The sequence below is a fragment of the Rhodohalobacter sp. genome, assembly GCF_041686455.1.
In the GTDB taxonomy this organism is placed as follows: domain Bacteria; phylum Bacteroidota; class Rhodothermia; order Balneolales; family Balneolaceae; genus Rhodohalobacter.
In genome coordinates this window covers 1-25,192 of the sequence record NZ_JAWLDW010000033.1, presented here as the reverse complement: position 1 = coordinate 25,192, position 25,192 = coordinate 1, and the positions used below count along the sequence as shown (strand labels likewise).

The 25,192-nt window shown below is 43.0% G+C and carries 25 protein-coding genes; 13 read left to right on the top strand and 12 right to left on the bottom strand.

Annotated elements, in window-relative coordinates; translation table 11 throughout:
• Window positions 1-73 precede the first annotated feature (73 nt).
• From ACESM0_RS06135 to ACESM0_RS06125, 3 genes are all read left to right on the top strand, one after another.
• On the top strand, window positions 74-1,474 hold the full coding sequence (locus tag ACESM0_RS06135; RefSeq protein ID WP_372904684.1) for a class II 3-deoxy-7-phosphoheptulonate synthase: 1,401 nt from the start codon (window positions 74-76) through the stop codon (window positions 1,472-1,474).
• Between the two features lie 98 nt (window positions 1,475-1,572).
• Window positions 1,573-2,955, top strand: a complete 1,383-nt coding sequence (locus ACESM0_RS06130; RefSeq protein ID WP_372904682.1) for an alpha-amylase family glycosyl hydrolase — start codon at window positions 1,573-1,575, stop codon at window positions 2,953-2,955.
• Window positions 2,956-3,019: 64 nt separating this feature from the next.
• Window positions 3,020-3,529 carry a thioredoxin family protein gene (locus tag ACESM0_RS06125; RefSeq protein WP_372904680.1) on the top strand — a complete coding sequence of 170 codons (510 nt, stop codon included), beginning with the start codon at window positions 3,020-3,022 and terminating at the stop codon, window positions 3,527-3,529.
• A gap of 76 nt (window positions 3,530-3,605) precedes the next feature.
• On the opposite strand, the gene ACESM0_RS06120 is transcribed toward ACESM0_RS06125, so the two are convergent.
• From ACESM0_RS06120 to ACESM0_RS06095, 6 genes are all read right to left on the bottom strand, one after another.
• Window positions 3,606-4,577 carry a hypothetical protein gene (locus ACESM0_RS06120; RefSeq protein ID WP_372904678.1) on the bottom strand — a complete coding sequence of 324 codons (972 nt, stop codon included), beginning with the start codon at window positions 4,575-4,577 and terminating at the stop codon, window positions 3,606-3,608.
• Window positions 4,578-4,589: 12 nt separating this feature from the next.
• On the bottom strand, window positions 4,590-5,645 hold the full coding sequence (locus ACESM0_RS06115) for a DUF3179 domain-containing protein (RefSeq protein WP_372904676.1): 1,056 nt from the start codon (window positions 5,643-5,645) through the stop codon (window positions 4,590-4,592).
• Between the two features lie 123 nt (window positions 5,646-5,768).
• A complete protein-coding gene (locus tag ACESM0_RS06110; RefSeq protein WP_372904674.1) occupies window positions 5,769-6,005 on the bottom strand; it encodes a hypothetical protein in 237 nt (78 codons plus the stop codon).
• A gap of 50 nt (window positions 6,006-6,055) precedes the next feature.
• On the bottom strand, window positions 6,056-6,718 hold the full coding sequence (locus tag ACESM0_RS06105) for an RNA polymerase sigma factor (RefSeq protein WP_372904672.1): 663 nt from the start codon (window positions 6,716-6,718) through the stop codon (window positions 6,056-6,058).
• A gap of 119 nt (window positions 6,719-6,837) precedes the next feature.
• Entirely contained in the window at window positions 6,838-7,506 is a 669-nt protein-coding gene (locus ACESM0_RS06100) for a cytochrome c biogenesis CcdA family protein (RefSeq protein ID WP_372904670.1), read from the bottom strand.
• A gap of 56 nt (window positions 7,507-7,562) precedes the next feature.
• A complete protein-coding gene (locus ACESM0_RS06095) occupies window positions 7,563-8,060 on the bottom strand; it encodes a peroxiredoxin family protein (RefSeq protein ID WP_372904668.1) in 498 nt (165 codons plus the stop codon).
• Window positions 8,061-8,267: 207 nt separating this feature from the next.
• Here ACESM0_RS06095 and egtB point away from each other — a divergent pair, with 207 nt between their 5' ends.
• Both egtB and egtD read left to right on the top strand, forming a co-directional pair.
• On the top strand, window positions 8,268-9,575 hold the full coding sequence (gene egtB, locus ACESM0_RS06090) for an ergothioneine biosynthesis protein EgtB (RefSeq protein ID WP_372904666.1): 1,308 nt from the start codon (window positions 8,268-8,270) through the stop codon (window positions 9,573-9,575).
• A gap of 36 nt (window positions 9,576-9,611) precedes the next feature.
• Window positions 9,612-10,571, top strand: a complete 960-nt coding sequence (gene egtD / locus ACESM0_RS06085; protein ID WP_372904664.1) for an L-histidine N(alpha)-methyltransferase — start codon at window positions 9,612-9,614, stop codon at window positions 10,569-10,571.
• 343 nt (window positions 10,572-10,914) lie between these two features.
• Here egtD and ACESM0_RS06080 read toward each other — a convergent pair whose 3' ends face one another.
• From ACESM0_RS06080 to ACESM0_RS06065, 4 genes are all read right to left on the bottom strand, one after another.
• Window positions 10,915-11,331, bottom strand: coding sequence for a DUF302 domain-containing protein (locus ACESM0_RS06080; RefSeq protein WP_372904662.1), 417 nt, complete (start codon window positions 11,329-11,331; stop codon window positions 10,915-10,917).
• 305 nt (window positions 11,332-11,636) lie between these two features.
• Window positions 11,637-13,016 (bottom strand): FAD-containing oxidoreductase, encoded by a 1,380-nt coding sequence (locus ACESM0_RS06075; RefSeq protein WP_372904660.1) that lies wholly within the window; start codon window positions 13,014-13,016, stop codon window positions 11,637-11,639.
• Window positions 13,017-13,057: 41 nt separating this feature from the next.
• Entirely contained in the window at window positions 13,058-13,264 is a 207-nt protein-coding gene (locus ACESM0_RS06070) for a GDCCVxC domain-containing (seleno)protein (protein ID WP_372904658.1), read from the bottom strand.
• Window positions 13,265-13,285: 21 nt separating this feature from the next.
• Window positions 13,286-14,398 (bottom strand): DUF3179 domain-containing protein, encoded by a 1,113-nt coding sequence (locus ACESM0_RS06065; protein WP_372904656.1) that lies wholly within the window; start codon window positions 14,396-14,398, stop codon window positions 13,286-13,288.
• Window positions 14,399-14,635: 237 nt separating this feature from the next.
• Here ACESM0_RS06065 and ACESM0_RS06060 point away from each other — a divergent pair, with 237 nt between their 5' ends.
• The 3 genes from ACESM0_RS06060 to ACESM0_RS06050 all read left to right on the top strand — a co-directional run bounded on the left by ACESM0_RS06060 (window position 14,636) and on the right by ACESM0_RS06050 (window position 17,006).
• Window positions 14,636-14,992: a hypothetical protein gene (locus ACESM0_RS06060; protein WP_372904655.1), complete on the top strand. Its 357-nt coding sequence runs from the start codon at window positions 14,636-14,638 to the stop codon at window positions 14,990-14,992.
• Window positions 14,993-15,085: 93 nt separating this feature from the next.
• On the top strand, window positions 15,086-15,796 hold the full coding sequence (locus ACESM0_RS06055; RefSeq protein WP_372904653.1) for a flavodoxin family protein: 711 nt from the start codon (window positions 15,086-15,088) through the stop codon (window positions 15,794-15,796).
• 82 nt (window positions 15,797-15,878) lie between these two features.
• The gene (locus tag ACESM0_RS06050; RefSeq protein ID WP_372904651.1) at window positions 15,879-17,006 is read left to right on the top strand and encodes a DUF3179 domain-containing protein; all 1,128 of its coding nucleotides are present in this window, start codon (window positions 15,879-15,881) and stop codon (window positions 17,004-17,006) included.
• Between the two features lie 5 nt (window positions 17,007-17,011).
• Here the strand turns inward: ACESM0_RS06050 and ACESM0_RS06045 are convergent, their stop codons facing one another.
• Both ACESM0_RS06045 and ACESM0_RS06040 read right to left on the bottom strand, forming a co-directional pair.
• Window positions 17,012-19,402: a TIM-barrel domain-containing protein gene (locus ACESM0_RS06045; RefSeq protein WP_372904649.1), complete on the bottom strand. Its 2,391-nt coding sequence runs from the start codon at window positions 19,400-19,402 to the stop codon at window positions 17,012-17,014.
• Between the two features lie 401 nt (window positions 19,403-19,803).
• A complete protein-coding gene (locus ACESM0_RS06040; protein WP_372904648.1) occupies window positions 19,804-20,271 on the bottom strand; it encodes a transposase in 468 nt (155 codons plus the stop codon).
• Window positions 20,272-20,919: 648 nt separating this feature from the next.
• On the opposite strand from ACESM0_RS06040, the gene ACESM0_RS06035 reads away from it, so the two are divergent.
• The 5 genes from ACESM0_RS06035 to ACESM0_RS06015 all read left to right on the top strand — a co-directional run.
• Window positions 20,920-21,102, top strand: coding sequence for a hypothetical protein (locus ACESM0_RS06035; RefSeq protein WP_372904646.1), 183 nt, complete (start codon window positions 20,920-20,922; stop codon window positions 21,100-21,102).
• Between the two features lie 120 nt (window positions 21,103-21,222).
• The gene (locus tag ACESM0_RS06030) at window positions 21,223-21,651 is read left to right on the top strand and encodes an Hsp20/alpha crystallin family protein (protein ID WP_372904644.1); all 429 of its coding nucleotides are present in this window, start codon (window positions 21,223-21,225) and stop codon (window positions 21,649-21,651) included.
• Between the two features lie 271 nt (window positions 21,652-21,922).
• Window positions 21,923-23,404: a Do family serine endopeptidase gene (locus ACESM0_RS06025; protein ID WP_372904642.1), complete on the top strand. Its 1,482-nt coding sequence runs from the start codon at window positions 21,923-21,925 to the stop codon at window positions 23,402-23,404.
• 320 nt (window positions 23,405-23,724) lie between these two features.
• Window positions 23,725-24,720 carry a DnaJ C-terminal domain-containing protein gene (locus ACESM0_RS06020; protein WP_372904640.1) on the top strand — a complete coding sequence of 332 codons (996 nt, stop codon included), beginning with the start codon at window positions 23,725-23,727 and terminating at the stop codon, window positions 24,718-24,720.
• 74 nt (window positions 24,721-24,794) lie between these two features.
• A partial coding sequence (locus ACESM0_RS06015) for a S1/P1 nuclease (RefSeq protein WP_372904638.1) occupies window positions 24,795-25,192 on the top strand: 398 nt, incomplete at its 3' end.

Sequence of the window (25,192 nt, the reverse complement as noted above, 5' to 3'; positions counted from 1 at the left end):
AAAAAATAGGCTTTATGCAGAATTCCCCTTATTTTTAAGGCTATTTTTGAAATCTCAAGTATATGTTCACTCAATGACAACCAACCCCAAAACTGCAAATCCGCTCAATATCGAACTGAAACCAAATGAAAATGGATGGAGTCCGCTTTCCTGGAATTCCAAACCGATTGAGCAGCTGCCGCCCTATCCCGATTCAGTAGAGTTGGAGAGTGCGTACCGACAACTTAGAAGTTTGCCGCCACTTATTACATCGTGGGAGATCGAGGCGCTCAAAACCAAACTGGCGAATGTATCACGGGGCGAAGGATTTCTGCTTTGGGGTGGAGACTGCGCAGAGACATTTGATGCCTGCACGTCTCCCAAAATTGTGAATATGCTGAAGGTTATGCTCCAGATGAGTTTTATTCTGGTGCACGAGATGGGAACACCGATTCTGCGGGTGGGACGTATTGCCGGTCAGTACGCCAAACCGCGGTCCAAAGATTCCGAAACGATTGACGGCGTGGAGATGCTCAACTACCGCGGCGATCTGATCAACAGTTTTGAACCCAATAAGGAGGCCCGGACTCCCGAACCGCAGCGTCTGATTAAAGGATATGAAAAATCAGCCCTGACGCTCAACTTTCTTCGCGCGCTGACCGATGAGGGATTTGCCGATCTGCAGCACCCGGAACAGTGGGAGCTCGATTTCATGCAGAATAATGAGTATTACAAAGACTACGAAGCAATGGTGAATTCGATTCATAAGGCGATCAACTTTATGGAAACTATCACGCCAAATACATTCACTACACTGCATAAGATAGATATTTATACCTCGCACGAGGCGCTTAATCTCTATTACGATTCTGCACAGACGCGTCAGGTGCCGAGAAAAGAGGGGTGGTTCAATCTGAGCGGGCACATGGTGTGGCTTGGAAATAGAACCAAGCAGCTAAACGGCGCTCACGTGGAGTATTTGCGCGGAATTGAAAATCCGATTGGAATCAAGGTCGGCCCTCCATTTGATGTGGATGAGACGATCGAAATTATGGACAAGCTCAATCCAAATCACGAGGCCGGAAAAATTGTACTAATTTCCCGGATGGGCGTAGACGAAGTGAAAGAGCATCTGCCGAGATACATCAAAGCCGTGAAAAAAGCCGGTCACCCGGTCGTCTGGAGCTGTGATCCGATGCACGGAAATACGTTTGCTACTGAGAATAAAGTTAAAACACGCCGGTTTGATGATATCCTGGATGAAATTAAGGAGACGTTTGCCGTTCACCGTGCTGAGGGAAGTTATCTGGGCGGCGTTCACCTGGAACTGACCGGTGATAACGTAACCGAATGTGTGGGCGGAGCCAACGGCCTGAATGAATCCGGGTTGGGCACCAATTACGAAACGTACTGTGATCCACGGCTCAACTATGAGCAGAGCCTGGAAATGGCTTTTCTTGTGGCCAGAGAATGGAATAAAAGCTACCGGTCGTAATTCAATTTCATTGTAGGTTGTCGTTTTTCAATTATTTTAAAGGCAGTATTTAATCGAAAGGGTTGAGTGCTGCCTTTTTTCATTCAATCTACTTTTCTATGACTTTTTTGAAACGTTTTCATCTGCCGCTTCTATTCATTTCAATACTTTTACTTATGTCCGCTTGTTCAGAAAATTCCGATCCGTATCAGCCCAAAAATTATGTGAAGCTTGACCATCCGGAATGGAGTAAAAACGCCACGATCTACCAGATCAACACCCGGCAGTTTACCGAAGAGGGAACATTCAATGCCGCTGAGGAACACCTTCCTCGTTTGAAGGATTTGGGGGTGGATATTTTGTGGCTGATGCCGATTCACGAAATCGGGGAAAAGAACCGAAAGGGTACGCTGGGAAGTCCTTACTCAGTGAAGGATTATTACAGCGTCAATCCGGAGTTTGGCGATATTGAAGATCTAAAGCAGTTTGTAGACCGGGCTCATGAGCTGGGCATGTATGTGATTTTGGATTGGGTGGCCAATCATACCGCGTGGGATAATCCGCTCACGGAAGAACATCCGGACTGGTATGCGCGCGACTGGAAAGGAAATTTTCGTCCGACCCCCTGGTGGGACTGGTCCGATATCATCGACCTGGATTACAGCAAACCCGAAGTGCGGGAATATATGACCCAGGCGATGAAATACTGGGTTGAGGAGGCCGATATTGATGGTTTTCGTGCCGACGTGGCAGGATTTGTCCCGATCGAATTCTGGAATAACGTGCGCCGAGAACTTGAAGAAGTTAAACCGGTATTCATGCTGGCTGAGTGGGAGTCGCGCGATCTGCATGCCGAAGCGTTTGATATGACTTACGCCTGGAGCTGGTACGAGGCTGTGGAACAAATAACTACAGGTGATGCTGAAGATCTGAGTTCGCTCTATGTCTACTACTCCTGGAATGAGAGCGCATTTCCGAAAAAGAGCATGCGAATGACTTTTGTAAGTAATCACGACAAAAATGCATGGGAAGGCACCATGTATGAGAACTTTGGAGATGGTTTGGAAGCAGCCATTGTACTCTCTGTTGTTGGAGAAGGAATGCCGTTGGTCTACAACGGACAGGAGGCAGGAAATGATCGCCGATTGGAGTTTTTTGAGAAAGACCCAATCGAGTGGCAGGAGCACCCAATCGGTGAGCTCTACAAGAAATTGATCTCCCTGATGAAGGAGAATTCCGCGTTGTGGCACTCCGAATGGGGCGCGACGATGATTCATGTACCCAACAGTTCAGAAGAGAGTGTGCTTAGTTTTGTACGTGAGGATGACCACGGTAAAGTTTTTGCTGTAATTAATTTTTCTGAAGAGCGGAAGTCAGTGGTATTTACTGAATCTCTTCATCACGGTGAATACATCAATTATTTTAGTGATGAATCTGTCGAGTTTGATGAAAATTCAACTCTTGAAATAGAACCATGGGATTACAGAGTCTTTGTGAAGTAAGGGTAGAGTTCATCATTACATCTGTTTACAACAGATAAGTCTCTATTTTGAAGAACACATGATGATGAAAAAATACATACCCTTTTTTATACTTTTGCTTTTTACCCTTGCAGATTTTGACCGGGCAAAAGCTCAGTCCGGTTCACTCAACTGGAATGATTTTAACTCTGCCATAACATCGGCTGATCATGATAACAAAACCCTGTTTCTCTTTTTTGAAGCGGAATGGTGTGGCTTTTGTAAACAGATGAGAAGTGAGGTCTTTCCTCAGGATTCAATTCAGGATAAAGTCGAGAAGGGATTTATTCCGGTAGCAATTGATATTGAGTCAGAAGAAAAAATCATCTATCAGGATCAAGAGATGAGCCAAAAATCATTTAGTCATCAAATGCGAATAGATGCAACCCCTACAATCATGTTTATGAATAGTGAGGGTGATGTTATCGGCAGATACAGAGGTTTTGCCTATGAAAATGAGTTCATACTACTGCTGGGCTATATTCGCGGCGGTGATGTGGTAAACCTCAGTTTTGCAGAGTATAAAGAGCAAATTCGTAACTCTGGAAATAACTAAAGTCCGTGAGTCACAGATTCACTTAAAATACATTTATTAAAATATTCTGTGTTTCCGTGGCCCATCAATAATCCAATTAATACTTCACAAAATCGGCAGACTTGTTAAAGGAGTAGAATAGTGAGAGAGATGCCGTGTAGGATGTTGTTGGCTGAGTTCCTTCAAGATCTTGGTAAACCGGGATGTTACCGCTAAGCCGAACTGTTAACTGGTCAAAAAGATCATAGGAGAGAGCAGGATTAACCATAAGCCAGGTTCCTCCGGTATTTGGCATATCCTGACTGTTTCGCTGGTCTGAAGTTGTATATCTGAAGCGGAATGAGAGGGAGTAACCGAGCTGATCCGTTAGCGAGTTTCCCGTCCCGACCATAGTGATCCATTCGTTGCCAAATTTATATTCATCATTTTCTCCGAAGCGATCATTTTTATCCGTAAGACGGTATGAGTTTAGCATATAGACTGAAAAGTCGGTAAGAGGGACAAATGAAGCAGATGCATAGCTCCAAAAAACTGCATCCCATGCACCGGACCCGGGCTGCATGTCGGCGTTCATCTGAAAGCCGTTGTTTCGGAGCGATGTAGTACCAAAGGGAGCCTTCACACCGCTGCCCAAAGCAATGGAGTATTGTGAAGCCAGAGAGTGCTCTTTTAAAACATATTTCAAAAGGAAAATACCGTCACCTATTCCTCGTGTTGTAATATCATCGGGGCTGGAAGTCAAACGGCCGGTAATCCTGTTTTTTGTCACATAACTAAATGTTGCGGAAAGAGATAGCCTTCTGCTGAAACCATAATTGATTTCCAGCAGAGTGGAATTTGTGGCACGTGTTGTATTTGTGTCATCAAGTGACGAATTACCGGAGTAGAGGCTGGAAATATCGTTGTATTCGTGAGTGAGTCCTATCACTAGGTTCCCTGATTCAGTTGTACCCAAACTTTGAGATCCCAAAAGTGGAGCTCCGGCACAGCTGCATGTTTGAGCTTTTGCAAACTGGGCAGAAAGGCTGAACGCAGCCAGTAAAGCCAAATAAATTATTTTTCGAAGCATGTTTTACAGTTTTTAAGGAGTAGAAATATGGGGTCTTCTCGGATCCAGGCCGAAGAAATCTGCCCAGGCAAACCAGTAAGCGTTGTATGAGTGAATGGGTTTCAACTTTTCGCCTGTTCTGGGACCTGAAATTGCCTCGCCAAAATAATTCCAAATATTACCCTCATCATCTTCCAGAAGCGCCGGTTGTTCTTGTTCGGTAACTGAAAAGCGCAGTATAGTTCCGTCGGATGCTACAGAAGAGTAAGAAGTGATAAAGTCCTGTGCGGAATTTCCGATAATCAAAAGATTTTCACCGGCAACATTTCTATTCACGGTTATAGTGGATTCCGGAAAATCAGATAGGACAAATACATGTAAGTCCAGATTGTATAAAACACCGTGGCCGAGTTCTTTCCGGTCTAGCCGGTCGTCTTCCCGGTTTATCGGAAATACAATGTTGTCATCGTCAATACTATAATTTCTGCCATATGGGTAAGATGAGTAGTCACGATCAAATCCGGTCTCGCCTGTGAGTACTTCAGAGTTCGGGAAATGCTGTTTCCAGGCTTCCCAGTTCATCTCAATAATACCGTAGGATTGCAATCTCGTACCAATTCTTTCACCATTCACGCTCTGTTCGAGCATTTGACTCCAGTAGGAATTTGTGGCGCGATCGTAAGCGATGAGATTGTTTTTGTGAATCAACCCGGAAACGCCAAACTCCGTAACTTCTCCCTCGATTTCTCTATTCCAGGCCATGGCAGATCCGGTGAGAGGGCAAAAAGTGACAGCCACAGCTTCATCACCGATAAAATCATTTACAATCTCATGGTAATTCAAAATTTGATGGGGATATCCTCTGATTTCATCCCCAATCTTAATTCCTATGATAAGCTCATCATCTTCAAGAAAATTAATGTCGCCGACCGGTTTGAATGAAGGATCATCGATAGAAGGGATATCATCACGCCCGGCGCCTACAAATACTTGGTCTTCCGGGATAAGCCAACTGTTGTCCGTGTTGGAATTATCTGATGTAGAAGTATTGGTAGATACCGACTCGCAGGATATGAGCAAAAAGCTCAACAGGAGAATTGAATAAAGGGATTGATTTACCATTTGTTGATACAAGCTTAAATGTTTAAAGCGTTCTGCTTGTTTGATGTAACAACAAGGTAAATTCTTACCGTTCGGCTGTCATATCATTTGTTAAGCGGCTACTGATTCTAGCGCCTTCAGAAGAGCTTCATATTCCTGACGGCAGTTACCGCAGCGTTCAAGGTGTTCTTTCACACTTGGCATTGCCTTTTCAGGAGTTTTACCCTGCAGTTCCAGTTCTGCAAATTCATGCAGCTGATCATAACAGTCATCACACCCGATTTCGTGATCCAGCGTCATCTTGACCATCCGGATCATGCTTTTAAGTTTTTCTTGTGTCAGTTTCATATCTATTTCCTAAATCTTTCGAATCTTAGACGGTTCAGTGAAAAAAAATCTTACAATTGGTTTAACATTTCATCCGGATCAATTCCCTCTGCCATAAGTCGATCCTTCATCTTTAGTCTTGCGTCGTGTACCAGTTTATAGAGTGCATTACGGTTTGTGCCCATCTGGTCGGCAACAACTTCAATGGGGATACCATGCATCATCAGTGCATTCATAGCGGTCTTCTGTTTATCAGTTAGTTCTTCATCAATCATTTTCTGAACTCTTTGAAGGATCATTTGTTCGTGTGTAGCACGATCTGGACCGGGTTGGTCGTCGGTAAAGCTCATCTGATTAATCTCATCCCTGCCCGACTCATCATCATTTGCAACCAGATCATTCAGTGAAATATCCTTGTATTTGGCCCTTCTTAATTCAGAGAGTCCCTCTCGTACGGCAATCTTCATAGCCCAGGTTGTAAATTTACTCTCCCCGCGAAAAGTGTCAACCTTATCCAGGATCTTCAACAATGCATCTTGTACAGTATCTTCTACAAACTGATCCAGCTCCCGGTCAACGTATTTATAAAGAGCCGGTTTTAGTCCGCGGACTAAAATAATCCTCAAATGTGAGATGGACTCTTCCGAGGGTGGAGGTGTAAGCTGCTCTACCCAATCTTCGTTGGATCGAGATGGCTTTTTATTCTTATTACTTTTTTTAAACCAGTTGAACATAGGTTTTCCGGTATTTCTATCCTTTCTGTCGAGAACTTATTCGTAGAAAATAAAAGAATACGGGTTTAAGTAAAGGGTTATTTAGAAATAGTTTGAACTTTACTTATTAACTATGTTCGTCATATTAATATCATTTGGTAGTAGATCACGTAAGTTCCGGCGAGAATGAGCAACACCCCGGTTATTTTTTCCATATGGGGAAGGAGTTTTCGAAGATATTTCATGAAAAAATCACGGGCAAAAGATGAAAATAATATTGCTGTGATCATCATCAGGCTAATTCCCAAAAAGTATGCCAGTATGTACGATCCGCCCAGCCAAACAGATGGAACACCCATTGCCTGAGTTGCAACGATTAAGAACAGCGGAAACAGGCATCCCAAAGCCCCAATTGCATATGCCACCCCAAAAAAGAAGGCTTCTCCGATTTCAGAGCGGTCTGATTTTCGTTTGATGTCTACAGAAAATGCAATGCTTTTGCCTGCTATGAGTAGTATGCCCAGAATGATGATTAAGCTTCCCATTCCCATCGTAATCCACTTCATGTACGCCTTCAGAAGTTGACTCGCAACCGCAATCAATACGCCGGCAATGGAATAAATGACTAAAATCCCGAGAATACTTAGAGATGCTAGCTTTAAGCCACGCAGTAATTTTTCATTTCTTGATGGGGTACCTGACGCTTCCCTGCTAATAAATGAAATGATATAACCGGGAAGAAGTGCCACAGCACAGGGTGCAAAAAAAGCTACCACACCCTGCAGAAATGAGAAATAGATAAACTCCATAAATTCGTAACTTAATAATCTATACTAAAGCTAAAGCAGCGAGTAGTGGATTGATACTAGTCAACAAGACGTGTAAAAAGTTCACGGTATTCATCGGCAGACAGCGCTGTTTTATTGCGTCTGAACTCAATATTTCCATCGCGATTTACACCTACTGTGGTAGCCTGGCTGTCAACATCATAATCCAACATGATTTCAGGGATACCGTGCGTGGATGGGAATTGAAAGTTTTTCTCTTCTGCCAATGCTCTCATTGTTTCCACATCATCTGTAGGGTCAATGCTGATAGCCACGAGAGTGAGTCGATCTTCAAATTCCGGATAAACTTCGGAAAGTACCGGCCAGTTTTGTGCACAAATCGGGCACCAGGAGGCTGTAAAATAGATCACAACAGGTTTACCTTCATCCAGGGATGACTCCAGGCGAATGGTTTCTCCATCAATTGTGGTGACTTCAAAATCCGGAGCGGGTTCAACTTCAGTTTGCGAATTGGTTTGGTCGGATTGGTTAGATGAGCAGGCACTAATGGTGAGCATTAAGGATACTAATAACAAAAAGAGTTTGATTCGAGAAGGGTTCATTTGGATTGATCAGTTTTAGATGTATTGTTTAAAAAGGTTAGATGTGAAGAGGTGTGAAAGTCTTACGAATTGATATTTAATTTTAAAATGAACCTATACAGCCAGTTTTTAATTTATATGTATGTAAGAGCGGAAGGTTTGATGTCATCACTAATTAGAAACTGTTAAAATAATTTAGCCATGGAAGAGACTCTCAAAAGCAATGCACCGGCGGCAAAAAAAAATGTAGCGGGTAGTTTTGAATGGACACCCAACGAACTTATTGAAAAGTTTTTAGCGGTTAGGAGCTTTACGGAGAAAATTACGGAGCCATTGGAAATAGAGGATTACGTGGTTCAGGTAACAGAAAATGCAAGTCCTGCAAAATGGCATCTAGCTCATACTACTTGGTTTTTTGAGACTTTCCTGCTGGAAAGGGAGCTAGCTGACTATGATCCGATACATCCTCAGTACAGCTACCTGTTTAACTCTTATTACTTACAGACAGGTGTTCCGCATTGCAGGGCCCGAAGAGGTAATATTTCGCGTCCAACCGTTAAACAGGTTTATGAATACCGGCAAAGTATAAATGAGTATGTGGTGAATTTGTTGAAAAATGCTTCGGATAAACAGTACCGGAACTGGGGCCCAATTGTGGAGATTGGGATTCATCATGAGCGGCAACATCAGGAGCTTCTTCTCACGGATTTGAAATATATGTTTTCACAAAATCCACTCAATCCGGTTTATAAAGAAGTGGAACGGCCCAAAATCAAATCGCTGCCTGAAATCTCGTGGGTTCCATTCAAGGAAGGGGTCTACAAGGTAGGCCATAAAGGAGAAGGCTTTGGTTACGACAACGAATTTCCTCGTCACAAGACATATATACATGATTTTGAGCTAGCAGACCGATTGGTGACGAATGGAGAATATATGGATTTTATGAAGTCAGGAGCTTACAGCGAGACAAAGTGGTGGCTGGATGAGGGATATTCTACTGTTCGTGATGAAGAGTGGCAGGCTCCTCTGCACTGGAGAAAGATAGATGGAGAGTGGTATCAATTTACTCTTTCCGGACTGGTGAAAATAGATCCGAATGACCCGGTTACGCACGTGAGCTATTTTGAAGCGGACGCTTATGCACGATGGAAGGGGTACAGATTACCTACAGAGCAGGAGTGGGAAATAGCTGCAGATGCTCTGGAAATACAAGGTAGTTTTGCAGACGCCGGATATCTCCACCCGATTGCCCTGCAATCAGAAAAAGAAGGGCTTAAGCAAATGTTTGGTGAGGCATGGCAGTGGACGCAAAGCTCATACTCACCCTATCCGGGATATAAACCACTGCCGGGCGCACTGGGGGAGTATAATGGTAAATTTATGTGCAATCAGTATGTGTTGAGAGGCGGATCTTGTGCTACATCAAAATCACACTTCAGGAAATCATATCGCAATTTCTTTTATGCAAACGAACGGTGGCAGTTTACCGGCATCAGATTGGCTAAATGAACCATACCCACACAATAAAAACGAATCATAAAACAGATGGATACCGCTGTACAAGTACAAGAAAAAAATAGAACCACCTCTATGACGGAAGAGATTCTGTCCGGTTTACAAAAATCACAAAAAACCCTTCCAAGCAAGTACTTCTATGATAAACGGGGTTCGGAATTGTTTGAGCATATATGCGATCTGGATGAATATTACCTCACACGCACCGAACTGGAGATCATGTGCAATAACATTTCCGAAATTCACCGCGCACTGGGTGAGAAAATTCAGCTTGTTGAGCTGGGCAGTGGAAGCAGTAAAAAAACGCGACTTTTGCTGGATGAGATTCCGAACCTGAAGGTTTATGTTCCGGTAGATATTTCAGGAAAATTCCTTAGGGAAACGGTCGATGAACTGAAATCAGAATTTCCGCACATAGACATTGAGCCGGTCGGAGCAGACTATACACGCCCATTTGATCTGCCCTGTCCGCCGGATAAGGTGCGTACTGTAGCCTACTTTCCGGGATCAACCATAGGGAATTTCACGAAAGAGAAAGCGGCTGATTTTTTACAACAGGTTTCGAATCTGGTGGGACAAAACGGTGCACTTCTAATTGGGTTTGATCTGATCAAAAGTGAGGATGTACTTTTGGCAGCCTACAACGATTCGCAGGGAGTTACGGCTGCGTTCAACAAAAATATATTAACTCATATCAACAGAAAACTGCGTGCCGATTTTGATGTTGATCAGTTTGAACACCGAGCGATTTTTAATCGTGATAAAAGCCGGATCGAGATGCACCTGATCAGCTTGAAAGATCAGCTTGTGCATGTGGAGGATGAAGCGTTCAATTTCAAGCAGGGTGAGTCGATTCATACTGAGAATTCTCACAAATACTCTCAGGAATCCTTTCGGGCCATTGCGGACCCTTATTTTACCCCGGTAGCCACCTGGATCGATTCCGATCGTAAATTTTGTATTCAGCTTCTGGAGAGTAACAGTGAGTAAAGGTTTTGCCTAAGCTCAAATTAAAGTGCCGCTGGTTGAAAGACATGACACAAATCAAACTGTTAGAAAAGCAACCCTATCAGACACATTAGGTTGGATAAAAGAACTAAAATTCAAAAAAACACTGCCCGCAATCTGTTGTGATAGGATACTAATCCGCTTAAAACCATCAAGGTGGTATCTATATAAAACCCCAATATGCCATAGCTAAGCAGCTTCATTTGTGACAGTTTTTGCGGCACTGTAGAGTGATTAGGTCCGCCTTTTCCAGTAGATATTCCATTTCACTGTTTTAATAAACAATTCTGATCTTCTTGATTTAATCAATAATCTCCGGAGTTTACTACTCTTTCGCTGCCGATTCTGAAAAATTATGTAGTGCATCATCTATTTTTTTTAGAACCTCATCACATCCGGTAACTGAATGACGTTTTTTTAGATATTCCGGGTTGTTATAACCAACCTGCACTACACCTTCTGAATTTTCCCAAATCAACATTTTTTGTGGCAGATCTATGGCGGCTGTTTGGGCACACTGCATGACCGGAGTTCCAAGCTTCGGATTTCCAATGATAAATAGAATGGTTGGTGATAACTCCATATCTACGCCTGATGCGCCTTGCCGGTGATCAATCTTATTAAAAATTGTAATACCATTATCTGTCAGTACTTTTTCAAGCCGGTTAGCCGTCTCTTCTACCGAAAAGTCACTTTGTATCGTAGTTATTCCCTCCTGAGCGTACATTATGGAGGATGACATTATTAAAATAAGTAGAAGGATAGTTTTTAGTAGTAAACGCATGATTTTATTTTTTAAGATGAAAATAACTGATTACCTGTGTGGAGTCTAAAAACTCGTTCCAACACTCCTAAATCTTTTATGAGTTGCAGAACTGTTGCTCATCAAAGTCATGGGGATCGTTAGTGAGTTTTCGGCCAGTCTACAAAGCTTATAATCAATATCAGACAACTCAACATATGAATAATTCTTCTGACACTGATTTACATTTTCATCATCAGTCTATTAAGGGTTGAATGACACTTGTAAATGGAATATGCCATTTGTTAATCCAGGGGTTCAAGATTTTGCAATATAGTGGGAATCAATTCAGAAATGGTAGGGTGAATGTGAACCGCACGGCTGATGACCGTGTAGGGTTGGTCGGCATACATTATATCCAACAGCGAATGGATGATCTCATCCCCGTCAATGCCCACGATGGTAGCTCCAAGGATTTTTTGGGTATCGGCATCCACCAGAATTTTAATAAAGCCTTGAGTTTCACCCCGTTCTTTGGCTCTGGCAATGCGCGACATTTCCCGGTATCCGATCAATACATTTCTATCCGATTTTCTGGCTTCATGTTCATACATTCCAATATGGCTGAGAGACGGATCGGTGTACAGGGCATAATTCAAGATTCTATCAGAAACTTTTCGAGGATCTTTATCAAATAAGTTTGCAGCCACAATTTCAAAATCATTGTAGGCGGTATGGGTGAAAGCGCCTTTTCCATTCACATCTCCCAAGGCCCATACGCCATTAGCGGTGGTTTGAAGTTTATCATTTGTAGAAATGTAGCCTCGCTCATTGAGTTCAATATCAGTATTTTCGAGTCCCAAATTATCTGAGTTGGGTCTTCGACCTGTGGCAACCAACAAATGTGTACCGTTGATTTGTTTAGGTCCACTTGTACAGTCAAAGTTCACCGTTATTTTTTGGCCTGACTGAGTTGCGCTGATGCATTTCGAATTCAACCGGAAGTTGATTCCCTCCTGTTCCAATATTTCACGGAGTGTTTGGGATGTGTCCGGATGTTCCCGGCCAATGATCTCTTCTCCCTGTTCTACGACGGTAACCTCACTTCCGAACCTGCGAAACATCTGTCCAAATTCCAGGCCTATATAACTTCCGCCAATTATGATTAAGTGCTCGGGAACTTGCTCAAGCTCAAGAATTTCAGCATTTGTCATATAATCGACTGCCTGCAAGGCAGGAGGTGCAAATGGCCTGGCTCCGGTGTTGATGAAGATTTTTTCTGCACTTAGTTTTTCGCCGTTTACCTCAATGCTGTGATTATCAACAAACCGCGCATGGCCCTGAATAACGGTGAGATTCTCGGTGCTTCGAAGCCAGTTTTCGACACCCTCTGTAGAGTTTTTGACCAATTCATCTTTCCGGGCCTTTACTTTTTTTATGTTAACGGTGACTTCACCATCAATAGAAAATCCAAACTGATCTCCTCGCCGGGCCATATGGATGGCGCGAGCACTGGCAACCATCGCTTTAGTTGGAGTACACCCGGTATTGACGCAGGTACCGCCAAACTTGTCTTTTTCGATAACAGCGGTTTTGAGTCCTACCGAAGCGCAGCGTGCCGCTAATGAGGGCCCGGCCTGGCCGGTTCCGATTACGATAGCATCGAAGTGTTGTGCGTCTGACATTTTTTGAGTGATTTTAGAAATTTTAAAAAAAAGAGTTCTGATTAGTTGATCTGAGATTTCTGAATAGGTGGACAGGGGATGTCGGCATATGAACAGAATACACAGCAGTCGCCTTTCTGAGGCTTAGCTATATTTCCGCATGAAGGACATTCCCAGAAAAACTGGCAGGAATCCTCTGGCATCTGTTCAACATGTTCTTGGCCACAATTTGGGCATGAAATAGCAGATGTAAGTTCAATTGACTTCATAGCATAATTTCCGGTTTAAGATTATTGCTGATAGAGCTCTGAGTCAGGCCAGAAAACAAGCCAGGCAAATGCAAAGTAGTCACCGAAAATCAGGGGTTCAAGCTGTTCGCCTTTTAATTCTCCCTCGATGGCTTTTCCTGATATGTCCCACGTACTTCCGGTCTGCTGATCAGTAATTTTTTCTGAGCTGTATGCAAATTCCAACGTTTGACCATTTACACTTCGATGGAATGCACCGGTAGACCCATCTTCACGAGATTGCGAGATACTTGAAGCGTCCAGTGCAGACCGGGCACCTTCTGTATGAAAAACCACAATCGGAGTTTGCCCCATGGTGTCATTAATAACTACCGATTCTTTTGTTAAACTGTAGGGATATGCCTTTTGTACATCAGAAACCCGAACTCCGATAACTTTTTCCATTGGCGGTAAACGATCATCTTCAATATCTCCCATTAAGAAGGGAGTATTGTTGATGTCGTCATATCCTGTATATGGATTTTGGCCGTAAGGTCGTTGATGGCCGGTATCTTTTGAAAGTACTACTCCATCCGGGTAAGCATCTTTAAACTGCTCATAAGAGATGATTTGGCTGGGTAAAACGGTTAGCTCAGTTCTGGTATAGTCACCTACTACTGCCTCACCTGTAAACTGTTGCCAAAGGGACTCTGTCTTTCGGTCAAACATGATCATATCCGAGTGCCGCAAAAAACCGGATACACCGAACTCGTGAACTTCGCCATCAATACGGCGGTCAAAAACAATGGCCGAGTAGCAAAGAGGACAAAACGTGATTAAAACCGGTATCTCTTCAAATTGGTCGTTTACAATTTCGTGCCAGATCAAAATTTGAAGCGGATATGCTCTGGCAGTTCCATTTAATTGAAATGCTATGACAGGCTCTTCATCAGATATCCAACTATCCGCAGCATCAAATATTACAAATTCCGGTTCGTCGATGGAGGGGATCCGATCTTTGGGTGGTCCACCACGAACAAGGCTTTCAAAGTCAATACTCTTTTTAGCAAAGTCGGTCTTCCAATTAGAGAAATCCTGCCCGTAGGCAAATTCAATGTTTAGAGTTACTGCACATAATAAAAGCCATAATAGAGTAAGTGTAGAAATTGATTTCATAGTGTATAGACCTCAGTAGCTTTATTAATGTGGTTAAGAGTTGGATGAGTTAAATGTGAGAGTTCTTACATGCAATACAGGAAGGGGATGCTTAGGATAGGCTTATCAGACAGGAATTGAATGGAAGAACGGGATTGTAAGTTTTGCTGATCTTTATTCCGGAAATTTTTATCGAAGTAAGAATATTGCTGAACAGATCATCAGACAAGTAAGTAATGTTCATTAAACCAAAAACTGATGAGTAAGATAGCAATTGTAGTATTGGCTGAAGCCGGAAGTCATGAATCGCTTGGGCGAATTGTTAATGCTCTTGAGTTCGCTAAAGAACTACAAGATCATGATGATGAGGTGAAAATTGTTTTCGACGGAGCAGGAACCACGTGGGTGCCTCAGCTTGCGGATGAAGAACACGATGCTCATCCACTTTATCAGGCTGTAAAAGGGAATATTCACGGGGCCTGTAAATTTTGCTCCAAGGCATTTGGAGTCATCAACGAAGTTCGAAAGACTGATATAGATCTTTTGGATGATTACGATGATCATCCAAGTCTGCGTTCATTTATTCAGGACGGGTATCAGATTGTGACATTTTGATTGACACGCGACAAACGCATAACTCCTACGCTAGCTCGGTTAGAAGCCGGGCTGCTTTATTTTTAAATGAAAATTTTCAACAAAAGACAAACAATGAATAAACCCGATTTTTCGAATTTAAAAGCATTGTACATAAACTGCACGCTTAAAAAATCACCCCGCCAAAGCCATACACGGGGACTCATTGATGTTTCCATGAAAATTATGGAAAAAGAGGGAGTAGAGGCGGAATGTATTCGTTTTGCTGATTATGACGTAGCGCCCGGTGTATATCCGGATATGACAGAGTATGGTGCTGAAAAAGACGATTGGCCGGAAATCTGGGAAAAGGTAAAAGCAGCAGATGTTTTGGTGATTGGCACACCGATCTGGCTTGGTGAAAAGTCTTCAGAAGCTTCTAAATTGATTGAGCGTCTATATTCGATGAGTGGTCTGCAAAATAAAAAGGGACAGTATATTTACTACGGTAAAGTTGGAGGATGTGTTATTACGGGAAATGAAGATGGTATTAAGCATTGTGCCATGAATATGCTCTATTCACTTCAACATGTAGGGTATACGATACCGCCACAGGCTGACTGCGGCTGGATCGGTGAGGCCGGTCCCGGTCCGAGTTATCTGGATAAAGAATCTAACGCACAAAAAAATCAGTTTACAAACAGAAACACAACGTTTATGACGTACAACCTGCTTCATCTTGCCAAGATGCTGAAGGATCAGGGTGGTTATTCGAACTACGGAAATTCCCGTGAAGCGTGGGATGACGGCACGCGCTGGAATTTTGAAAATCCGGAGTACAGGTAAGAATTCTGTATTGAGGTGTGTCTATTTGATGTGAGCATGTAATTGCCCATCAGGGATACTTAGAAACAAAAATTTAGTCATTATGAAAACACCAGCTACTTTTTTCTATAGAGCTATGGGCGTTACTTTTTCAGTTTCGCTTCTCCTTTTTGCGATATCAGCCTGTGATACCAATTCGGTTTCGGGAGGCAATTTTGGAGGAATAGATATCGACACAGATGTTGAATGGCTGGTTCCTGAACATCAAGTACTGGACGGAGGTCCCGGCAAAGATGGAATTCCGCCAATCGAAAATCCCAAGTTTACCACGGCCTCCGATGTGGATTTTATTCCTGACGAAAGGCGGATCATTGGTATGGTGAAAGGAGGAGAAGTTATTGGCTACCCGGTTCAGATACTGGACTGGCACGAAGTTGTAAATGATGACACTCAAGTTACAATTACGTACTGCCCGCTTACGGCTACAGGTATTGCCTGGAATCCACAGCAGGGACCCGATTTTGGTACGTCCGGTTTAATTTTCAGAAATAATTTAATTGCATACGATAGAAGAACGGAGACTTTATGGTCTCAAATGAGGCTTCGGGCGATTAATGGAGAGCACTTAGGTGCGAGTATCAAACCGCTAAATGTATTGGATACAACCTGGGAAACCTGGAAACAAATGTATCCTGATTCTAAAGTGATGAATACTTCTACCGGTCATGTCAGGGCCTATAACTCATATGCATATGGCAAAGATTACAATACAACAGATGGCATCATCGTATTCCCTTTAGTTCATAAAACCGACGTCAGACTGCCCGACAAGGCGAGAGTACACGGTGTGTTTATTGATGAGGATCTGGATGACAGTTCAACTGTACGTCTTTATGAGGTAAGTAAGTTCGATTCGGGAATTGAAGTTATTCGTGACAGTATTGCGGGAGAGGAGTTTGTTGTTATTGGCAGCAGTGGGCGAAGTTTTGCTATCGCTTATAAAATGTTCTCAGACGGAGTGGAACTGGAATTCGAAGCAGTTCAGGATCAGTTACCCATTGTGATGGTTGACAATGAAGGCACAAAGTGGAATATATTCGGGGAAGCTGTGGAAGGACCCGGAACCGGACGCCGTTTAAGTCCGGCCAAATCCTACTCAGGCTTTTTCTTTGCTTTCAGAGAGTTGTTTGAACTTCCTGAGATTTACGATTTTGGTCAGGAATCTGAGTAATTCTGTTACTTCCAATGAATTAGAAGTTCGTGCCGGGATGAGGATAGTTCAAGGTTTTCGATCTTGATCATATCGTTCTGAAAGTGAAATTCAATTGGCTCTCCATCAAGCTGAATACTTTTAACATATTTAGAAGCATTTCGAATGGTCAAATTGATTGGTTCAATCTCTGACGTAAACTGTTTACCAACCTCCTTCATGAAACGGATAATAGATTTATCCTCTCGGTTCGACGAGCTGATGTGTAGCAGCTCATACATTTTCTTCTTGTAGGCATCGTAGGTTAACCCATCATCATGATAAACGGAAGTTTTGTAGTAAGGCACGGATGAATCGTAGTATAGGGTGAGGTTTAACTCATTGATGGAGTAGTTGTCCAATGACTGTACCAACTCTGCCGTTGGAATAATAGCTCCGCCCCGAATAAAAGTTGGGATCGACTCATCTTCTGTTTCAATAAAATTTTGTACTCCGCCACGATACTTCTCACCGTTATAGAAATCAAACCAATTCGACTTTCCTGGAAACCAAACCTTCTGTTTTTTCTTGCCGGGCTCCATAATGGGAGAAACCAGAATGTCATCCCCGAACAGATAGCTGCTTGCTACTTTATAGATTTCGTGATTTTCCGGCTCTTCAAAAAAGAGAGGACGCATCAAAGGCATTCCGGTAGTGGAATTTTCAAAGGCGAGGCTGTAGATATAGGGAATCAGCTTGTAGCGTAACTCGATCGCTTTTCGGGAATGATCGAGGGCTTCCCGACTTCTGAAGACCGGTTCAGAAGGAACATCATCCTGTGCATGCGGACGATAAATTGGCTGAAATACGCCGTACTGAAGCCATCTTATATATTTTTCGTCATCCACCAGATCTCCTGCAAAACCTCCTAAATCGGAGTGCATATAAGCCAGACCCTGCAGACCCATTTGTAGAGATATTTCAGGCTGGGATTGTAGTCCTCCCCAAGTGCGATTTACGTCGCCCGACCATGGAATCAGCCCAAATCGCTGCGACCCGGAATATCCGGCGCGCATCAGGTTAAATGGCCGAACATCCGGATAGTTTTCACGATAGCCATCATGAACCAGTTTTGCCCATTCGTGCCCATAGATGTTGTGAACTTCATTGGCAGTTCCTGTGTGATGAATTAAGTGCTCGGGATGAACTTCCGGTTCGCCCAGATCCCCCCACCAGCCATGCACACCCATCTCAATCAAATCCTGATAAATATTCCAGAACCAATTGCGGGCTTCCGGTTTGAAAACGTCAATTAAGCCGGTGTTTCCAAAGAAAAATTCGTACGTGGCCGGATTACCGAGTGAATCTTTGGCGAGCACATCCACTTCTACAGCCTCTTCCCATCGATCGGAGGTAGTGACGACAAAGGGCTCGGTGATTAAAACGGTTTTTACTCCCTGATCTTCGAGCTGATCCATCATCTGTTCCGGTTCTGGGAAAGAGTCGCGATCGAACGCAAGATTACCCATGGTCCCTTTTACCTCTTTTCCAAACCAGTATAGATCCATGATTACAGCATCGACGGGTACATTTTCCTCCCGGTATGTATCGATGGTTGAGAGAACTTCATCTTGTGACCGATACCCAAATCGACTTGAAAAGTTACCGAGAGCCCAGCGGGGTGGGAGTGGCTGGAATCCGGTCAGATGTGTGTAATTTTCAATGATCTTCTCCCAACTGTCACCGGTAATAACCTGGTAACTTTGGCGGCCCGAAATGGCTTCAAATGAGAGGGTATTGTTAAACTGGCTATCCAGATCGAGCCAGCCGATAGTGGGATTGTCAAAGTGTATGGCGTACATGTTGGATGAAAGAATCATTGGAAGGGTGTAATTCATCAATTCAGATCGGGTTTCGTAACCGTAATGAGCCCGGTTGTAGAGCCGCAGTCTATGACCACGCCGATCCATTCCAAGTGCACGGGCGCCGCCGCCCATCAGAATTTCTGTTTCGGTAATATTGAAATCGACTTCAAACCCGTTTTCTGTTGATTGAAATCCGTTTCGTTCTTCAATCAGTTTCTCTCCATTGTAGTAGAAAGAGATATTGCCTGAGGGCCTCTCAATAAAAATTTGAAGCCCATCGGTTAGCAACGCCACATGATTACCGGTGTCATCCAGATCGAAGGAAGTAAACTTTTTATCCAGAACAACCGCATGTGAAGATGGATACTCTGTTTGGCCACTCTCGAAAAAAGTAACCTCTGCAACTTCGGGTGAGTAGAAAGAGATCTCATAAACGCCGTGATCCAGTTCAACCCGAAAATGATCATCCGTTACCTCGTAGTGGAATGATTCCGACTCTTGAGCAGTGACGGAAATCAGCCCGGAGAGGAATAAAAGAAGTGCGAAAAAAGTAAAAAATCGCAGGTTGGGCATTTTCGATTATGAGAATTAAAAATTGATAGTCCAACGTTGTCCGGTTATGGTAGCCAAGATAATCAGTTCACAAAAATACAAAAGGCTGAAAGCCGAAAATATTTCAATTAATCACAAAATTAAGTAATTCTGTCTGTTGGGCGGTGGTTGGCATTAAACCGAACAAGGTTAAATGAACGGAGCTTTAAGATAAAACTCAGAAGTTGACCTGATGAACAGTGAGGGTTAAAAATTTATGGCCTGAGTCGGGTGGTTTTCGTCATTCGGACGATTAATGGTTCAGAAAAATAGGCTGAAAGCCTAAAACAACCCAGCTTTGGGCACCGACCCAAGTAATTGAGTAAACAAATCAAATCGGAAAGCAGGCTGAAAGCCTGCAACAGGCAACACATCAGGCCTACCTATTCTTTCCAAAAATAGTCCGGATTATATTCAACCACATCATACTTTTGTATGAATTTTTCGATCTCTTCGCGATAACTCAGATGTTGATGATGTACTTCCTGACGGGCTTCCTGATGGGCAATGTACCGAGTTGTTGTCTCGATTTTCGAACTGCTAACCGAAAAGGCTCCGTAAACCGTTTGCCAATAAAAAGACTTATTGCCTGTGTTTACCTTCTTCCATTTCGAAGAAGTTTTCTTGAGTTGTTCCACAACTTTTGCCAAGCTCACATTTTTAGACATTCGAAACAGCGCATGAATATGATCCGGTACGGAGTTGATAATGAGTGCCGGGCTTTCCAGTTTTTTGAAGGTTCCTGCCAAATATGAGTGTAAATCGGTTTTGGTGGATTTGGGGATTAATGGCAGCCGGTTTTTGGTAGAAAAAGTCAGGTGTATGTATAGTTTTGATAGAGATTGGCCCATGGAAGGTGTTTAGTTTTGATTGTGTGATTCTGAAATACCTACTGTTATGGCCCATAAATCAAGGTTTACTTACAGAAATTTTTTAATACAGGTTTGATCTATTGCAGGCCTTCAGCCTGCCCGACTTGATGGTTGATTGATTCCCGGGGCGTTGCCCCGGTTTGGGTTGTCAAAGGCTTTCAGCCTATATAAATCCAAATTCTAAGTGGTAGGGAAAATATCCCGAAAAGGAATAAAGGTTGAATGATAGAAGTTAGTAGTTGAATTAGATTTATATTGGTGAGGATTAACATTGAACTCCTGAGTAGAATTGCATACGGCATCAGAGTGGTAAACGGTTTCATTAAACCCAAAGGCTGAAAGTCTTCAATATCCCAATTTGAGACACGGATCTCCAACCAACCAGTCAAAATATTCTCATAATTAAAAGATTCCTTCTACTGGACGTCAGCGAAAAACAATCTGAAGAGGATTAAAAGAATGGAAGAGATTTAGAGGAGTCGGAAGTTGATGTTGATGAACATGGGGGGGATTATTGAAGGTCCAAAATTGACTAAATTTGGGAATCAGCCTCCCGTTGGTTCAAGAAAATCAAAAGGCTGAAAGCCTAAAACAACTCAGTTTGGGGCGACGCCCCAACACCAAAGTATGAATCTAATCAATGAGCAGGCTGAAAGCCTGCAACAAGTAGTATTCCTGCCTGTCTATTATTTCCAGAATTTTGAACAGGCCAAGAAAAACAGACAGAATAACAGTGTGATGGAGTCACTCTGTCTTCCCGGGAATGACAGCCGGTCACGGCTGATAATCTGTTCTGAAACTACTTCATAAAAAATCTGCCGTACATGACAAGTATGGCAGTAAAACTGTTGTTGGCATCCGTATTGCAACTATTAACAGTGAATTATTGAATTAAACTTTTAAACAACAACTTAAAAATCGGAGGTCATTATGGCACTCGTTAGATATTCAAAACCCGGAACAGATGTGTTCGGACAGCGATTTTCAGATATCATGGATGAATTTTTCAAGGATGCAGTTGCAAATCGACAAAATTCGTTCGCTCCCAAAATTGATATATCAGAAACTGAGAAGATGTACGTTATAGATGTAACACTTCCAGGAATGAAGAAAGATGATATTCAGATTGACCTTGAGAAAGGTCGTTTGACTATCAGCGGAGAGCGAAAATTTGAAAAAGAGGAAGAAGGTAAAACATACCACAGAGTGGAAAGCCACTATGGCAATTTTACCCGAACTTTCCAGCTTCCAGATGATGTGAATGATGATAGTATCAATGCAACTTATCAGGATGGGATCTTAAATATCACCATCGATAAGAGCGAAGAGAAGATGAAAAAACAGATTGACATCAAATAAACAGTTAGTAGTAAGAGCTGTTCTCATATGTCCCCTAAGAGAGCAGGTTAGTTAGCGCCGGAGATCCTTTGACAAGTGTCTCCGGCATTTTTTTGGGCAATAAATCGGGATTATTGAAAGTTAAAATCTCTGATGTTCGTACGATTTCTTATCTGAACAAGGAACCGTAGGTCGTTGCGTTAGTAAAAAAACGATTTTAAAAACCGTCCGAAATAGGGCGAGGCAGAAAAAACATCTGCTGATATAATTCAAATAAAATGAGTCGACATTTATGGATAGAATAACAAAAAGTGTAATAGCTGCAGTAGCTGTGGCGTTTTTCTTTATCGGGTTGAATTTTGGAAATGAAACCGATTCAGACCCGACAGATTCTAAACTGCCAGCGTTTAATGAATCAACACAGACTGCAGATACACAACGGGTAGGGACACTGAGAGAATTTAACAACGCTATTATTGATATCGCTGAACAAGCCAATCCTACTGTGGTTACTATTAACACTACCCAAACGGTTCGCCAAAGGCAGCAATCTCCATTTTCTTTCTTTTTTGATGATCCTAGTTTGGATCAAGAAAGAGAGTTTCAGCGTCAGGGCCTTGGGTCAGGAGTGATTGTATCGGAGGAAGGATATATCATCACGAACAATCATGTGATTGATAATGCCGATGAAATTAAAATTACCCTTTTTGATGGTGAAGACCTTGATGCAGAAATTATTGGGGCAGATCCAGCGAGTGATATTGCCGTGTTGAAAATTGATCATGATGATCTGAAAGCAATTCCGCTTGGCAATAGCGAGGATCTGAGAGCCGGTGAAATGGTATTTGCGATAGGTAGCCCTTTGGGAAATCAGTTTGCGCACTCCGTCTCTATGGGTATTGTAAGTGCCAGTGGCCGTTCAAGACTGGGTCTGAACCAATTTGAAAATTACATTCAGACAGATGCTGCAATTAACCCTGGTAACTCCGGAGGTCCGCTCATTAATGTTGATGGTGAATTGATTGGTATTAACACTGCAATTGCCAGCCGTAGCGGCGGTAACCAGGGAGTAGGTTTTGCAATTCCAATAAATATGGCTCGAAGCGTTATGGAGTCACTGATTACAGACGGACGCGTTGCTCGCGGTTATCTTGGTATTTCTCTCGGCGGGGAAGTTGATCGCACCATGGCACGTGCATTGGGAATGAATAGTCCACGAGGATTTGTAATTGGTGACATTGTTGAAGACGGACCTGCTGCAGAAGCCGGGCTTCAGGAAGGCGACGTTGTAGTCCGACTGAATGGCGCCATTGTTCGTGACTTCTACGATTTTCGTGTTACTATTGCCAACTCTGCACCCGGAACAGAAGTAGAGATTGAGGTTTTCCGGGACGGTGAAACGGAGTCATTTACTGTTGAACTTGGTGAGCTGAACACTGAAGAGGTTGCCGCTGAAATGAGCACCTCTGATCGTGAGGATCTTCGTGAAAGTCTCGGCTTTGCAGTTGATGAACTGACAGATTCCATTCGCCGGCAGTTGAATTTACAATCTCAGGCTTTTGGAGTAGTGGTTAGTGAAATTAGCGAAGCAAGCAGTGCATATTCACAAGGTCTGCGAAGAGGCGACGTCATCTCTCAGGTAGCCGGCACTTCGGTAACGCAGCCGGAGGAGTTCTATGGAGCTGTTCAAACCTTGATCGATGAAGGTACTGACGTGGCATTGCTTCAGGTAAATCGCCAGGGAAGAAATATTTTTGTGGCTTTCGAACTATAAACCTTGTAATGGTTAAGGTTGAGCCTCTGTCTGATTTTCAGGCAGAGGCTTTTTTATTCGGTTTAGTTTTTGTTTAGATGATAATTAAGGGCAAGTCTCCCCTTGAGGGGAGTGCAGCGTAAGCCGTTTGGGGTGTAGGTCTCCGCGGTGTTATTGAACTTATTATTCCTTCAAACGGGTCAGCGACCCGTTGAGCAATGATTTTTTTCTGCGACCTACGAACCTCCATTCCGTCAGGTTTACTGCCAATACAACAATTTAAGAGGGGCATGGCACTACTTTTGCAAATATTAAAATCAAAGTAAAAGTTTACAAGAGCTATGGAATACAAAGATTACTATAAAACATTAGATGTACCCCGGGATGCTTCGCAGGAGGAGATTAAGAAGAAGTACCGAAAAATGGCAGCGAAATTTCACCCTGATAAGAATCCGGGCAACAAAAAAGCTGAGCAAAAATTCAAGGAAATCGGGGAGGCTTACGAGGTATTAAAAGACCCTGAGAAAAGAAAGCTGTACGATAAAGTCGGGTCTGACTGGAAAAAATACGAACAAGCCGGTGCGAGTGCAGATGATTTTAATTGGCAGCAGTATGCCGGCAGGAGAGGCGGAGGTCGTCAACGCGTAAATGTCAATATGGATGACATTTTTGGCGGTGGCCAGCAATCTACAGGTGGTGGCAGTCCTTTCTCCAGCTTTTTTGAGACACTATTCGGAGGAGGACAATTCGAAAACGGCGGTGACCCATTTGGAGGTGCGCAAGGCAGGCAACGTTTTACAACCGGAGGGCAAAGACGTACTGCTTCGGCAGTTGCTGATTCAGAAGCTGTTGTTCAGGTTGATCTAAAAGATGTGTTAACCGGTGCCGAAAAACACCTTCGTGTTGGCAGCGAAAAGATGAAGGTGAAAATACCGGTGGGTATTGAAGATGGTAAACGGCTTAAGTTAAAAGGAAAAGGCCAGCCGGGAGCCGGAGGACGAAAAGGAGATCTTTACCTGAAAATTAAAATCAATGAGCCGGAGGGTTTTGAGAGAAAAGGAAAAGACATCATTCAAATGGTAGATCTGCCGGTACATAAAGCAGCTTTGGGCGGAACTTTGACCGTTAAAACTTTAGAAGGAAAGGTGAAACTTAATATTCCGGAGAGTACTCAAAACGGGAAAATGTTCCGTTTGGCCGGTCGAGGAGTACCGGAGTTTAACATGCCGGAAAAGAGAGGAAACTACTACGTGAAAGTATCTCTTCAGCTTCCGGATAATCTGACAACAGAGGAGAAAAAACTGTACAAGAAATTGTCAGATTTACGGCCTGAATAAATATCGTAATACATAGACTGTTCAGGGAAAAGATTGTACCTTAAATAAAAACGAATTTAATACTTCTTTGAGTTATGAAAGGATTTCTGATTTTAGTTGCAGCACTGTTTTTCAATACTGGAGACATTGAACATCAAGAGTATCAAAAGTGGGGACAAATCGGGCACTATGTGACCGGAGAAATTGCGGATGTATATCTGGCCGAAGAGGCTCGTGATCGCGTTTATGAAATTTTAGGGGATCGCTCATTATCCTTATCTGCCGTTTGGATGGACGATATCCGCTCGGACAGTGAATATGATTATACCCGAACCTGGCACTGGGCAACAATTCCGGAAGGAAAGACATACGAGGAGACTGAACAGGAGGAGGATGGCGATATTATCTGGGCACTTGAAACATTAATTGACGAATTAAAAAGTGGCGGTCTCACAGAGAAGGAAGAAAAAGATAAGCTCAGGCTTGTTATTCA